Annotated in this window: 14 protein-coding genes; 5 read left to right on the top strand and 9 right to left on the bottom strand. The window is 51.0% G+C overall.

What is annotated here, in order from left to right; all coding sequences use genetic code 11:
- Positions 1–5 precede the first annotated feature (5 nt).
- The gene (secF, locus tag ACMYR3_RS03055; protein ID WP_424194394.1) at positions 6–953 is read left to right on the top strand and encodes a protein translocase subunit SecF; all 948 of its coding nucleotides are present in this window, start codon (positions 6–8) and stop codon (positions 951–953) included.
- Between the two features lie 128 nt (positions 954–1,081).
- On the opposite strand, the gene ACMYR3_RS03060 is transcribed toward secF, so the two are convergent.
- The 5 genes from ACMYR3_RS03060 to purB all read right to left on the bottom strand — a co-directional run bounded on the left by ACMYR3_RS03060 (position 1,082) and on the right by purB (position 5,153).
- Positions 1,082–1,663, bottom strand: a complete 582-nt coding sequence (locus ACMYR3_RS03060; protein ID WP_424194395.1) for a YceI family protein — start codon at positions 1,661–1,663, stop codon at positions 1,082–1,084.
- A 74-nt stretch (positions 1,664–1,737) separates the two neighbouring features.
- On the bottom strand, positions 1,738–2,337 hold the full coding sequence (locus ACMYR3_RS03065) for a YceI family protein (RefSeq protein WP_424194397.1): 600 nt from the start codon (positions 2,335–2,337) through the stop codon (positions 1,738–1,740).
- An 8-nt stretch (positions 2,338–2,345) separates the two neighbouring features.
- Positions 2,346–2,897 carry a cytochrome b gene (locus ACMYR3_RS03070; RefSeq protein ID WP_424194399.1) on the bottom strand — a complete coding sequence of 184 codons (552 nt, stop codon included), beginning with the start codon at positions 2,895–2,897 and terminating at the stop codon, positions 2,346–2,348.
- Positions 2,898–2,925: 28 nt separating this feature from the next.
- The gene (locus ACMYR3_RS03075; protein ID WP_424194401.1) at positions 2,926–3,369 is read right to left on the bottom strand and encodes a MarR family winged helix-turn-helix transcriptional regulator; all 444 of its coding nucleotides are present in this window, start codon (positions 3,367–3,369) and stop codon (positions 2,926–2,928) included.
- 389 nt (positions 3,370–3,758) lie between these two features.
- Positions 3,759–5,153, bottom strand: coding sequence for an adenylosuccinate lyase (gene purB / locus ACMYR3_RS03080; RefSeq protein WP_424194403.1), 1,395 nt, complete (start codon positions 5,151–5,153; stop codon positions 3,759–3,761).
- A 242-nt stretch (positions 5,154–5,395) separates the two neighbouring features.
- Here purB and ACMYR3_RS03085 point away from each other — a divergent pair, with 242 nt between their 5' ends.
- From ACMYR3_RS03085 to ACMYR3_RS03100, 4 genes are read left to right on the top strand one after another with little or no spacing between them, the layout of a single operon-like run.
- Positions 5,396–6,004 carry a glutathione S-transferase N-terminal domain-containing protein gene (locus ACMYR3_RS03085; RefSeq protein WP_424194405.1) on the top strand — a complete coding sequence of 203 codons (609 nt, stop codon included), beginning with the start codon at positions 5,396–5,398 and terminating at the stop codon, positions 6,002–6,004.
- Between the two features lie 14 nt (positions 6,005–6,018).
- Positions 6,019–7,530 (top strand): sensor histidine kinase, encoded by a 1,512-nt coding sequence (locus ACMYR3_RS03090; RefSeq protein ID WP_424194407.1) that lies wholly within the window; start codon positions 6,019–6,021, stop codon positions 7,528–7,530.
- On the top strand, positions 7,530–7,997 hold the full coding sequence (locus ACMYR3_RS03095) for a hypothetical protein (protein WP_424194409.1): 468 nt from the start codon (positions 7,530–7,532) through the stop codon (positions 7,995–7,997). Before ACMYR3_RS03090 ends, ACMYR3_RS03095 begins: the two co-directional genes overlap by 1 nt.
- Positions 7,998–7,999: 2 nt before the next feature.
- A complete protein-coding gene (locus ACMYR3_RS03100; RefSeq protein WP_424194411.1) occupies positions 8,000–9,361 on the top strand; it encodes a sigma 54-interacting transcriptional regulator in 1,362 nt (453 codons plus the stop codon).
- A 397-nt stretch (positions 9,362–9,758) separates the two neighbouring features.
- Here the strand turns inward: ACMYR3_RS03100 and ACMYR3_RS03105 are convergent, their stop codons facing one another.
- The 4 genes from ACMYR3_RS03105 to ACMYR3_RS03120 all read right to left on the bottom strand — a co-directional run bounded on the left by ACMYR3_RS03105 (position 9,759) and on the right by ACMYR3_RS03120 (position 14,020).
- Positions 9,759–11,399, bottom strand: coding sequence for an FMN-binding glutamate synthase family protein (locus ACMYR3_RS03105; protein WP_424194413.1), 1,641 nt, complete (start codon positions 11,397–11,399; stop codon positions 9,759–9,761).
- A gap of 49 nt (positions 11,400–11,448) precedes the next feature.
- Entirely contained in the window at positions 11,449–12,255 is an 807-nt protein-coding gene (locus ACMYR3_RS03110; protein WP_424194415.1) for a hypothetical protein, read from the bottom strand.
- A gap of 140 nt (positions 12,256–12,395) precedes the next feature.
- Entirely contained in the window at positions 12,396–13,481 is a 1,086-nt protein-coding gene (gene mnmA / locus ACMYR3_RS03115) for a tRNA 2-thiouridine(34) synthase MnmA (RefSeq protein WP_424194417.1), read from the bottom strand.
- Complete coding sequence (locus ACMYR3_RS03120) at positions 13,478–14,020, bottom strand: NUDIX hydrolase (RefSeq protein ID WP_424194419.1); 543 nt, start codon at positions 14,018–14,020, stop codon at positions 13,478–13,480. Before ACMYR3_RS03120 ends, mnmA begins: the two co-directional genes overlap by 4 nt.
- Between the last annotated feature and the right edge of the window lie 177 nt (positions 14,021–14,197).

Here is a 14,197-nt window from a genome sequence, read left to right on the forward strand (position 1 = left end):
TAAACATGGAATTTTTCAGAATCAAAAAAGATATTCCGTTCATGAAGCATGCGTTGATCTTCAACGCGGTTTCGGCGCTGACTTTTGTGGCGGCAGTATTTTTTCTGTTGACCAAGGGTCTGCATCTGTCCATCGAATTTACCGGTGGTACGGTCATGGAAGTAGCGTATTCCCAGTCGGCAGATATTGAAAAGGTACGTCAGGCTGTGGGCACACTGGGTTATACCGATGTGCAGGTTCAAAACTTTGGTACGGCCAGCGATGTGATGATTCGCCTGCCGATTCAAAAGGATGCCGAAGGCAAGGCGATCTCATCGGCGCAGCAGAGTGAAACGGTGTTCAAGGCCTTGTCAGCACAGGATGCCAACGTCAAGCTGCAACGGGTTGAGTTTGTTGGCCCGCAGGTTGGTGAAGAGCTGGCCAGCGATGGCTTGAAGGCTTTGGCCTTGGTGGTGGCGGGCATCATGTTGTATCTGGCGATTCGCTTTGAGTGGAAGTTTTCGGTGGCGGCCATCATCGCCAACTTGCATGATGTGGTGATCATCCTGGGATTTTTCGCGGCATTTCAGTGGGAGTTTTCACTCTCCGTATTGGCCGCGGTGTTGGCGGTGTTGGGTTACTCGGTGAACGAATCCGTGGTGATCTTTGACCGGATTCGTGAGAACTTCAAAAAGCTGCGCAAGGCTTCCACCACACAAGTGATCGATAACGCCATTACCAGCACCATGAGCCGGACCATCATCACCCACGGCTGTACCGAGATGATGGTATTGTCGATGCTGATTTTTGGTGGTCCAACCCTGTTTTACTTTGCGCTGGCGCTGACTATCGGGATTTTGTTTGGTATTTATTCTTCGGTGTTTGTGGCTGCAGCGGTGGCGATGTGGTTGGGTGTGAAGCGTGAGGATCTGATCAAACCGGTCAAAAAAGAAACTCAGATCATTGAAGGTTGATTGACCGATCTTGATAATTTAATTTGTTAAACCAATTCAACAGGCATGATCCACAAGGTCATGCGCGTATGAATAAAAAAGCCTGCTCCATCGAGCAGGCTTTTTTTATGGGCTTTTAAGGTTTGTACTTATTCAGCTTTGACAGCCTCAACCTGAATGGCCAGTTTGGTGGTCATGTCAAAGTTGTACTTGATGCCGTAATCAACGCCAAAATCGGCACGGTTAAAGGTTGCGGAAGCATCGGCGCCACAGGCTTCTTTCTTGAAGAAAGGGTGGCTGGGAATGCATTTGAACTCGTTGATTTTTAATGTGACAGGTTTGGTCACGCCGTGCATGGTGAGTTCGCCTTCGATTTCAGTCGGTGTCTCGCCGTTGAATTTTGTGAATTTACCTTTGTAGACTGCAGTCGGGTATTTGGCGACGTCAAATATTTCTGTACCTTTGGCGTGCTCATTCATTTTGGCATGACCAAAATCAATGGAGGCGGTATCAATAGTCACTTCAACAGAGCCGGTCTTGGCTTCTTTATCGAGCACGACTTTGCCGCTGCTTTTTGTAAATTTACCACGCCATTTGGACATGCCACCCATGTGATCAGCTTCAAAGCTTGGGTAGGTATGACTTGGGTCCAATGTATAAGTGACTGGTGCTGCCATGGCGAGGGTAGAGCTGGCTGCGAGTAATGTGGCTAGGAGGGTTTTTTTCATCATGGATCCTTCAAATTAAAAGAGATAAGAGCGGAGATAAAGCACGGTGTTGGAGGTTAAAAAAGTTTAATCATTCATTATTTTTTGAGTGCAGTGACAACCTTGAATTTGATGGTGACGTCATCGGCCACCACATCGGTATCTTTCCACTCGCCTTCGCCGATATTAAAAGTCAGACGTTTGATCGGCAGAGCACCTTCAAAGACCTGGCCTGCGGCGTCAGTCTTATAGCTCACAGGGATTGTGACATCAATCGTTTTGCCCTTGATGGAGAGTTTGCCGGTGGCTTCATACTTGCCGGATGTTGCGCCGGCCTTGATGGCGCTGGTCACAAAACTGGCTTTGGGAAACTGTGCTGCATTAAACCAGGTCTTTTTGGCAACTTCGGCGTTGTAGGCGGCGTCACCCAGGTCAAAGCTGGCGACATCAATTTCCACCGTGGCTTTGGAGGTGGCCAGCTTGGCTGGGTCAAAGTCGACTTGTGCCGTAAACTTGTTGAATTTTGCATCAACGCCCACACCCATTTGCTTGAACGTGATGACAACGGCGCTTTTGCTGGCGTCAACCGTTTGCGCATAGACCGACCAGGTAGCCAGTACGGCTGTGCCTGCCAGCAAACTTGCCAGCAAGCTGCTGCCGAGCTTTTTGTGTGTGGTGGAAATCAGTGTGGTGATCATGGTGTTCCTTACTTAAATTTAGGCAACATGCGCGTGAGCACATTGTCGCGATCAATGAAGTGATGTTTGAGGGCCGCGGCCACATGCACAATAAACAGTGCCAGCAGGCCATTGGCAAATAGCTCGTGAACTTCAATCAACTGGTCTGCCAGTTCCTTGTTTTTTTCAATCAATACCGGCAGTTTGAACAGGCCCAGATAAACGATGGGATAACCGGATGCCAGGCTGTAAAAATAGCCGGTCACGGGCAGGGCAAAAAACAGAAAATAAAAAATCATGTGAGTGGCAGATGACGCCTTGGCCTGCCAGACCGGCATGCCAGCCGGATTGGCGGGTGGTGTGTTGAACATGCGCCATAGCAAACGCAAACCTGCCAGGCCGAAAATGGTCACACCGAGCCATTTGTGCCAGTTGATGAACTTGATCTTGGTCGGGGTGATACCTTCAATATCAGCCGCCTGGCTACCCAAAATAAAGGCCGCAATGATCAGGATGGCCATCAGCCAATGGAGTAACTTGGCGATGCTGCTGTAGTCTTGTGATGGGGAAGTGGTGTTCATAAAAAGCTTCTTTGAGAATGGTCAATATTTAATTATTCAAGTTTTCTGTGACAAGCAGTGTTTGTTTGAGCTTGTCCAGTTGTTGTTCCAGTGCGCTAAAGTCACTGGACTGAAATGCCTTGAATAACTGTGTGCAATGACGCAGCATTTTGGGGAAGGCTTCAGCAAAGAAGGTTTCACCCTGTGGGGTCAGGCGCACAATGGTGCTGCGTTTATCCGAGCAATGATCGCAGCGCGACACCAGTTGCAGCTTTTCCAGTCGATCCACGACGCCAGTCAGCGTGCCTTTGGTGATCAGCGTTTTTTCACCCAACTCCTTAAACGTCATGCCATCGGTATTGCCCAGCGTGGCAATGATGTCAAATTGCGGTGGCGTTATGCCCAACGCACGTGTCATTTCGGCAGAGCGCCTTTCAAAAAGGTGATAGCACTCGGCGAGCAGTCGCAGACTTTTAAGCGGACGTTTGTTCATAACTTTCATTTAGTTCTAACTAGAACTAAATATAGGTGATTTCAAATGACTTGGCAAGTGCCAATAAAAAAGGCTTATTGCTGATGAGGGATTAGAGAGCTTCGGTGTGAAAAAGTTCGATGCCGAACTAATTAGTTCGGCCGAGGTGACGGTGTTGCCGCTTGAAGGTGATGAATATGAGGCGTTAGCGACAGCGGATATTTGTTTATTGCGGCGGTGATCGGGTTGGCGACATGACTACAACGGGGCTACTATGGTGGGTTCTGGTTGTTTGGGAGCGACATGGAGTATTTTTTAAAGGGTAGTAATTACGTACTATAGGTGTTAAAAAACCATCATACCCCATAAGAGTATGATGGTTTTGGCGTGAAATTCGGGCTGGGGTGAACTTAAATTCGCTTGGCCAGTTCTGCCGCTTTACCGGTGTAGCTGCCCGGCGTCATATTGAGCAGCAAATTTTTGGCTTCGGCTGGAATCGCCAGGCCTTCAATAAAGACTTGCAGGGCTTCTCGGGTGATACCTTTGCCACGGGTCAGCTCTTTTAGCTGTTCATACGGGTTTTCAATGCCATAACGGCGCATCACCGTTTGCACTGGTTCGGCCAGCACTTCCCAGGTGGCGTCGAGGTCTTCGGCCAGTTTGGCCGGATTGACTTCCAGCTTGTTCAAGCCGCGCAGGCAGGACTCATACGCCAACAGGCTATAACCCAATGCCACGCCGATATTGCGCAGCACGGTCGAGTCGGTCAGATCGCGTTGCCAGCGTGACACTGGCAGTTTTTCGGCCAGATGTTTGAGCAGTGCATTGGCAATGCCCAAATTACCTTCGGAGTTTTCAAAGTCGATCGGGTTGACCTTGTGCGGCATGGTGGACGAACCAATCTCGCCGGCCTTGAGTTTTTGTTTGAAATAACCCACCGAGATATAGCCCCAGATGTCACGGTTCAGATCCAGCAGAATCGTGTTGGCGCGGGCGACGGCGTCAAACAGTTCAGCCATGTAGTCATGCGGTTCAATCTGAATGGTGTAGGGGTTGAAGGTCAGACCGAGTTCGCTCTCAATGACATTTTTTGAAAAAGCTTCCCAATCAAAATGGGGATAGGCCGACAGATGCGCGTTATAGTTACCCACGGCACCATTCATCTTGCCCAATATTTGCACTTGCTCAATCCGTACCAAGGCACGCTGCAAACGCGCTGCGACGTTGGCCAGCTCCTTGCCCAGCGTGGTTGGTGAGGCAGGTTGACCATGAGTGCGTGCCAGCATTGGCAACGCAGCGTGGGTGTGCGCCGCCTCAACCAGATAAGCCAGGACTTTGTTCAGGGTGGGCACAATCACTTCATCGCGCGCGGCCTTGAGCATCATGCCGTGTGAGGTGTTGTTGATGTCTTCCGATGTGCAGGCAAAGTGGATGAACTCGGCAGCTTTGGCCAGCTCGGCATTGCCAGCCACTTTTTCCTTGAGCCAGTACTCCACCGCTTTCACATCGTGGTTAGTGACTTTTTCAATATCCTTGATGCGCTGTGCATCGGCTTCGCCAAACTGGCTGACCAGGCTGTCGAGCAGGGCGACGCTATCGTTTGAAAATACATCGATTTCGCTGAAACCGGCACGGGACAAGGCCTTGAGCCAGGAGATTTCGACCTTGACGCGATGTTTCATAAAGCCAGCTTCGGACAAGATCGGGCGCAACGCGGCGGTTTTGCTGCCATAGCGACCATCCAGTGGTGACAGGGCAGATAATTCGGAAAGTTCGGTAAAAGCAGGGGCAGTGTGATCGGTCATGAGGTTTAACAGGCAGGAAGATGAAATAGAACAAAAGGTGAGTGCATGCGTGTCACAATCCGGCAATCCGGTAGGAAAACCTTGGTCAAAGCCAGGACTGTTGCGACATCTTGAAAGCTAATGGGCGATTTTACCATCCGTGCTGTTGCGAGCCCGCTGCAGATTTTTTATGACCGTTTGCCAATGCCAACAATTAAAAGGCGCAATGCTATACTTTTGCCGACCTATACCGTGAAAACAACATGAAACTCATTGGCTCCCTTACCAGCCCTTACGTACGCAAAGTGCGGATTGTGCTGTCTGAAAAAAAGATTGATTACAAGTTCGAACTTGAAAACGTTTGGCAGCCCGACACGCATATCCAGAACTATAACCCGTTGGGCAAGGTGCCGTGTCTGATCATGGAAGACGGTGGCGCCGTGTTTGACTCACGCGTGATTGTGGAATATCTCGACACCATTTCACCGGTGGCGCGATTGATTCCAGCCTCTGGTCGCAGCCGGGTTGAGGTGCGTTGCTGGGAAGCCCTGGCCGATGGTTTGCTGGATGCTGCGGTAGCTGTCCGTCTTGAAAAGTTGCGCTCCATTGAAAAGCAGGAACAAAGCTGGCTTGATCGTCAATACAAAAAAATTCATGCCGCCTTGACCGCCATGTCCAATGGGTTGGCTGGCAAACCGTTTTGCACCGGTGTCAGCTATAACCTGGCCGATCTGGCAACCGGCACGGCACTTTGCTACCTGGACTTCCGTTTCCCCGAGCTGGATTGGCGTTCCGCTCATCCCAATCTGGATAAACTCAGTTTGAAACTCGTTGCCCGTCAATCCTTTCTGGATACGCGCCCCGAGGAGTAATGAGGCCATCCGGCATGGCCGATCCACTGAGTCCATCAACGCCCACCCCTGCACGGCGGCTATTCGGCAGGCTGCCGCTGCTTTCGTATCCGCGTTCCTTTTTTGCTTTGTTGATCATGGGCTTCATGCTCATCTGTTCGCCACTGGTGATTTCACTGGCACGCTCGGTGGTCTATGCTGATCAACTGGCTCTGCAAAGCGAGCAGGCAGTGCGTAAGGCGGCGCAGGCTTCTGAAGAGGGGCGCGTACTGTCTGAGACACTGACGGCGATGGAACGCAGTGTTCGGCAATATCAGGTGTTGGGTGATACCGCTTTGCTGAAAAACTATGCGGCCTTGCACGAGCAGTTTGGTGAGACAGCCAAAACCTTGTCGGCCTTGGCCAATGAACCGCATTTGCTGGAAACCGTCCAACAATTGATGAGGAAAGAAGTGGCGCTCAATGCCATGTTGATTGTCAGCAATTTCAAAATGACTTCGTTTGAAGAGTTTGACATGCTGACCTTGCTCGGCAATCAAGTGACCTTGGGTGCCAATCGCTTGATTGATCGCGAGGTGGATGGTCTGCTGGCAGCAGCAGATAAATCGCAACGCAAATCCTTGCTGTTTGCTGCAGTGAGTATTCCTCTGGCCTTGCTGTTGGCGGCAGTATTGGCTTATGCGATTGCCAAGCCGGTCAGACAGATCGATCAGGCGATCAATCGCTTGGGTAATGCCGAGCTGAATACGCCAATCAAGGTCGGTGGGCCAGAAGATTTGCGCCTGCTTGGTGAACGTTTGGACTGGTTGAGAAGACGCCTGGCCACGCTGGAAGCGCAGCGTGCCAAGTTGCTGGCCAATGTGTCCCATGATCTGAAAACCCCTTTGGCGTCGATCCATCAGGGGGTTGAGTTATTGAATGATGAAGTGCTTGGCCCATTGCAGCCTTCACAAAAAGAAGTGGTGCAGATCATGGCGCATAGTGCGGAAGATTTAAAGGCGCGGATTGGTGACTTGCTGTCGATGGATGAAGGTATTTTGCGGGATACGCCACTTAATCTGGGGCCGGTTGATTTGGGTGGCTTGACACGGGCGGTGATTGATCGGCATCGCTTGCATGCACGAGGGCGTGGTGTGCATTTCAAAATGAATTTGCAGCCGGTGGTGGTGCATGGTGATACAGAAAAATTGCGTGTGATCATTGATAATCTGGTTTCCAATGCGGTGAAGTTTTCACCCGAGCGAGGCGAGATTGAAATGTCATTGAATTTGGATCAAGGTGAAGCCTGTCTGGATGTACAGGATGAAGGCCCCGGCATTGCGCAGGCCGAGCGGGAGAAGATCTTTGATGCCCGTTTTAAAGGTGCGTTGCAGGTTGATGCGGCCGTTGCCGGTAGTGGTTTGGGTTTGGCCATTGCCCGGGAGTTTGCGCTGGCGCATGGCGGTACCGTCAAGCTGCTGGAACGTCCACCACGCAAGACCATGGCGGGACGCGGTAGCCATTTTCAGTTGCGTCTGCCCGGCGCAACACTTACGGATAACACTTAATGAAAATATTGAAATTTTCTATCATTGGCTTGATGGCCTTGCTGTCTGCTTGTGCCGTACAACCTGTAGAGACCAAGCCCGAAGCCTTGCGCTCGGCACCAGAAGCCAGTCTGCTGGAAAAAGCGACGGATATGGCTTTGGCGCTGTTTTCCACGGAGAAAAAAAATGAGGCGGCTTTGGAGGATTGTCAGCGCATGCAGGCCGAATTGCAAAAGCAGCAAACGCGCGCCCTGGATGAACAGCGACGAGCCGATGAAGCCAGTCGGCGGGCTGAGTCTGAACAAAAACGTGCTGATGGTGAGCTGCGTCGTTCCGACTATTTGACCGAGCGTTTGCGACAGGCTGACGCACGAGTGATTGAGTTGCAGGCCAAGCTTGATGCTTTAAAGGGTATTGAAAAGAGTTTGAATGAACGCGGTAATCATGGCGGTGGTGCGGTGCGCTCACCCGCGGAGCGTAAGGAGTAATCATGCTTGGCCGAATATTGATCGTTGATGATGATGCTTCGCTGTTAAAGCTGCTGGCTTTGCGTCTGGAAGCTGAAGGCTATGAAGTTCGTAGCGCCGAAGATGGTCAGCGCGCCTTGCTGATCCTGCAAAGCTTTGCGGCCGATCTGGTAGTGTCTGATTTGCGCATGGATGGCATGGATGGCTTGGGTCTGTTTGCCGCAATCCAGCGTGATCACTCCGGCATTCCGGTCATCATTCTCACTGCACACGGCTCGATTCCCGATGCGGTACAGGCAACACGGATGGGTGTTTCGGCGTTTTTGACCAAACCATTTGAAGCCAAAGCCTTGCTGGCAGAAATTGAACGCTTGATTCCCCTGGGCAGTCGCACTGATAACGCACTACCTGCCTGGCGCCTGCCGATTGTGACGCGTAATCCCAAAATGGAAGCCTTGCTGGATGTGGTGGAGCGCCTGGGGCGTAACAAGGCCAGTGTGCTCATTACCGGGCCATCTGGTGCGGGTAAGGAGCTGATCGCCACGGCGATTCATGCGGCTGGTCTCAATGACAAGGCGCCCTTTATCGCTGTTAATTGTGGTGCGGTGCCTGAACCTTTATTGGAGTCCGAACTGTTTGGTTATGTGAAGGGTGCGTTTACCGGTGCGGTGCGCGATAACCCCGGACTGATTCGCTCTGCCGACGGTGGTACCTTGTTTCTGGATGAGATCGGCGACATGCCACTGGCCTTGCAGGTCAAGCTGTTGCGTGTCTTGCAGGAGCGCAAGGTGCGGCCGGTCGGTGGTACACAGGAAAAGGACGTGGATGTGCGTCTGATTACGGCGACACACCGCAATCTGTCTGAGGAAATGAGCCAGGGTCGCTTCAGGGAAGATCTTTACTACCGACTCAATGTGGTGACGCTGGAAGTGCCGGCATTGGCCGAGCGGCGCGAAGACATTCCCTTATTGGCGCAGCATTTTGCGCGCACGATTGCGGAAAAATATCGTTGTCCGGTACCCAAGATTGCTTCCGATGCGATGGAGTTGCTGATGACTGCACCTTGGCCCGGCAATGTGCGTCAGCTGTACAACGTGATCGAGCAGTCAGTGGCACTGGCCGATATTCCTGCGCAAGGTAGCGAAGGCGCGGTGATTACCGGTTTACGGATCCGTGAAGCGCTGCGTGATACCGCTGGTAATGCAATACCGTCATTGGCTGATGCCAAGACGCAATTTGAGCGTGATTATCTGGTGCAGATTTTACGGATGACAGAAGGTAATGTGGCGCAGGCAGCACTGATTGCGCAACGCAATCGCACGGAATTTTATCGCCTGATGCAAAAGCATGGACTGGATGCACAGTTGTTTAAAGGCAACGATTAAATCGGCGATCTGTCGCTTTCTTTGACATTTTCACCGACTTGTCGTCGCCTTTTAGCGACTCCGCAAATGACGCTATAGCGTCATTTTTTTCAATTTGACAAATATGTGTCGCCAATTAGCGACGATATCTTGTTGTATCGCATTAAGAAAAAATTTTAAGTCATTGTTTAAATTGGTGTTTACAAAATGGCACATTCTGTGCAATAGTACGTTCACTTCAGTGCAATTAACAGTTTTTGTGCTGGGGTGTTCCCTGATCATCGCAATTCCCCAATGCGATGGTTCTTTCAACCGCTGTGGCTTACCACAGCGGTTTTTTATTTTTTAGGGTGTATGTTTATTTTTCATCTGCTTAAGTGCGTATTTATTAGTCTTTATAAGATACCACTGGGTAGTATTAAATATGTTCAGCCAACATATGAAATGATTCGGCTTGTGCCACCGGCCAAAACTCTTCAAACACCCGTAAATGCGCATTGGGCAGATTGGCGCTGTGAATGTCGAGCGCTTTGGGATTGTTGAGCAGCGCACCTTGCGGTAAGTACGGAATTTCCTTGGACAGCAAATGAATGACGGTCGGGCTGATGCGCTTGACGATATGTTCCGCGCGCAATTGCGATGGATGAGACAAGCCCGCAGCAGCCACCAGTTCCATCAGTGCATGCAGAGTCTTTTGGTGAAAGTTGTAAACCCGCTCCGATTTGTCTGGCACCACCAAGGCACGTTGTCGCAATGGATCTTGCGTAGTAACACCGGTTGGGCAGGCACCGGTATGACAAGCCTGTGCCTGAATGCAGCCCAGTGCAAACATGAAGCCACGTGCCGAGTTGCACCAGTCAGCACCAATCGCCAGGGTGCGGGCAATATCAAAGGCAGTGATGATCTTGCCCGATGCCCCGAGCTTGACCTGGTCACGCAAACCAATGCCTACCAGCGTGTTATGAACCAGAATCAGGCCTTCTTGCAAGGGGCCGCCAACATGGTCGATAAATTCCACAGGCGCTGCACCGGTGCCGCCTTCGCCGCCATCAATCACAATAAAGTCGGGCACGATGCCAGTCTTGAGCATGGCTTTGGCAATGCCAAACCATTCCCAGGGATGGCCCACACAAAATTTAAAACCGGTGGGTTTGCCACCCGACAAGGTACGCAGTTTGTCGATGAATTCCAAGAGCTCAATCGGTGTTGAAAAGGCCGAATGCGATGGTGGTGAAATGCAGTCTTCGCCAGTTGGAACATCCCGTGTCTCGGCAATTTCTGGTGTCACCTTGGCCGCTGGCAAGACGCCACCATGACCGGGTTTGGCACCCTGGCTGAGCTTGATTTCAATCATCTTGACTTGCTCATGCTGGGCCTGCACTGCAAATTTTTCGGCGTTAAAGGTACCGTCCTGATTGCGACAGCCAAAATAGCCAGATCCAATTTCCCAGATCAGATCACCACCATATTGGCGATGATAACGACTGATACTGCCTTCACCGGTATCGTGCGCAAAACGGCCTTTGGCGGCACCCTGATTGAGCGCCATGATGGCATTGGCCGAGAGCGCGCCAAAGCTCATGGCGGAAATATTGAAGATGGAGGCCGAATAAGGTTGGGCGCGGCCATCGCCAATCAGAATACGAAAATCATGCGACTTGATAACAGTCGGCACCATCGAGTGATTGATCCATTCGTAGCCCGCCGCCTTGACATCCAGCAGCGTGCCAAAGGGGCGCATGTCCGGATCTTTTTTGGCGCGTTGATAAACGATCGAGCGTTGTACGCGTGAAAATGGTTTTTCCTCGGTATCGTCTTCCACAATGTATTGGCGCAGTTCTGGGCGTACATATTCAAAGAAGAAGCGGAAGTGCGCCAAAATCGGATAGTTGCGCCGGATTGCCTGGCGGGTTTGCGTCAGGTCGACCAGGCCAATCACAGAAAGGCAGGCACAAATCAGTGCGGCGATCCAATAGCCGCCACTTTGCGTGCCAAGCACCGCAAAAAACAGCGTGAGAGCGCAGACAGCAGCAAGGGTCAGGAAGCGAGTTGGGAGCATGGTGACTTTGTATCAGACACAAAGCCACTAGAGTAAAACGAATAGACGCTTATTTGATCGGTATATCGACCGTTAGACCAAAAGATTTTTGGCGATAGGCTGGTTGTACCGCTTGGGCGAAGTTTTGATTGTCTTTGTGAAGGTCAAAATAATCGCCGCGCGAGGTATAGGTATAGCTGATGGATGGCGTGATGGTGACATGACCCCATTGCTTGAGTAACACCGGTATGCTGATACGCAAGCCCTCACTGCGACCGGTCTTGCCGTTACCTGATGCCGCCAGAGTCGGGATGGTGACATTCTGATCGGATTTGGCACCGAATTGGCGAATCACCTGTGCCGCAATCTGAACATGATCATTGCTGTAGATATCTATGCGGGCGCCGAGCAGGGTGCTCCAGATTCGGTAATGTTCATGCAAGCCGCCGACCGTGGCCGTGCTGCGGATATTGCGGTCACGTCGTTCATGTTCGATGCCGGCAATGGCCCATAGAGCGTGATTGAAAACTTCAAAGCGATGTTCACCTTGCACTCCCCAAATCAAAAACTCCATATCTGTGATGGTTTGCAGTGGTGCCCCTTGCTGGGTCTGGCCATCATAATGAAAATCGGGCTGGCTATATTGCAATGCGCTGACGATTCGCCAGTCTTGACCAAACTGATAAAAACCATTCACACCCAATACCCAGCTCGTGGCAGTTTCTTTGACGAGCCTTGAGCCGTCATTATCAAATTCTTCATATTTTTGTGCCACGACGGCGGGCGCTGCTGACAGTCCCCAGCTATTTTCCTGGGCGATGGCAACATGACAAAACAGCATGATGCTTGGGCAGATGATCGCTAGTTGTCTAAGCATAGGGTGTCGTTATCAAAGATAAGGGGCGCAGAGCGCCCCGGTTTCCATTCATCTGGTTGATCTTGTTATGGCACCATTGTAACGAAACTCCATGTATACGCATACCAGTATATGTCTTTTGGGTGACAGTATCTTGAAGCTTACTCGGTCAGTGCGGAATAGATGATGCCACCGCCCAGACAAACCTCATCGGCATATAAAACGGCCGATTGACCAGGAGTGACTGCCCATTGAGCTTGGTTAAATTGAAGGTCAAAGCCGTTTTCAGAAACCTGTAACCGGCAGGCGGCATCACCTTGCCGATAGCGTGTCTTGGCACCAATCTCCATAAGAGGTGAGGATTCACCAGCAATCCAGGAAACATCTGCAGCGTTCAATTGCCAACTCCGCAGCCAAGGATGCTCATGCCCTTGCACCACATACAGGGTATTGGTATGCAGCTCTTTGCGAGCCACAAACCAGGGATCACCATTACCGGTTTTACTGCCTCCAATCCCAATCCCTTTGCGCTGTCCCAGCGTGTAAAAAGCCAGGCCAATGTGTTCGCCAATGATTTTGCCATCGGCGGTTTTCATGGGGCCGGGCTGATGCGGCAAATAACGATTCAGGAAATCGCGGAATGGCCGTTCGCCAATGAAACAAATACCCGTGCTGTCTTTTTTACTGGCATTGGGCAGGCCGATACGGGTGGCAATTTCGCGTACTTTGGTTTTGGGTATTTCGCCCAATGGAAACAGGGTGCGTGATAACTGGGCCTGATTGAGTCGATGCAAGAAATAGCTCTGGTCTTTGGATTGATCAAGTGCCTTGAGCAATTCAAAGCGACCATTGTTTTCACGAACTCGTGCGTAATGGCCGGTGGCAATGGTATCGGCACCCATCGCCATGGCATGATCCAAAAATGCCTTGAACTTGATTTCGGCATTGCATAAGACATCCGGGTTGGGAGTGCGACCGGCTGAATATTCGCGCAGAAAATCAGCAAATACACGTTCTTTGTATTCGCTGGCAAAGTTGACGGCTTCGATATCAATACCAATCACATCGGCGACCGCAGTGGCATCAATCAGGTCCTGACGAGTTGAACAATATTCATCATTGTCGTCATCTTCCCAGTTTTTCATGAACAGGCCGATGACTTCATAACCTTGTTCCTTGAGCAACCAGGCAGTGACAGATGAATCAACCCCTCCCGACATGCCTACAACAACTTTCGGTTTGCTCATATTGGCTTGCTGTCTGAGTTAAGGGTGTTACCAGTGGTACTGTCCAACACCCCGCCGAGTGCGGTTTCATGATGAAACAGCATGTCCAATGGATAACCCGGGTGTCCCGCCTGTTTGAGACGCAGGTAATCGTCAATGCATTGCATGACCAGCGGGCTGCGATGTTTCACTATGCAAGAGCGAATTTCACCTGGGGACATCCAGATTGCCCGAATAATGCCCTCATCCAGGCTTTGTCGGGTATCCACTAATGCCTTGCAGATAAAGGCAAAGCGCAGATAAGTGACTTCTTCCTGGGTGCGTTCGGAGAAATAGCGCGACATATACATGCCCAGCAGGCTTTGAACTTCGACTTGCCAGGCACTTTCTTCCAATGCCTCGCGCATGCAGCCAGCCTGCAAAGTCTCGCTGGGCTCTAGGTGTCCGGCGGGTTGGTTGAGACGAATGCCGTCACTGGTCAGCTCTTCAATCATCAAGAACTGATTGTCGCGTTCGATCACCGCGGCCACCGTCACATTGGGTTTCCATTTGCTTGTCATGTCATTTCCTTTTGGGCATGCATTTTACCTGCTTGGCGCGGTAGACTATAAGCCGAGGAGACTGACCACCTGGTATGGGCTGGGGGATAAGACAATAAGCCAAAAATGGCGCTAAAACTTTGCAGAAGAATGCTTGAATAAGTTAAGCTCGCTTTTCTTGTTCGAACTTCGGATACC

Origin of the sequence: Ampullimonas aquatilis, assembly GCF_049675895.1 — a bacterium.
Classification (GTDB): Bacteria; Pseudomonadota; Gammaproteobacteria; order Burkholderiales; family Burkholderiaceae_D; genus Ampullimonas; species Ampullimonas aquatilis.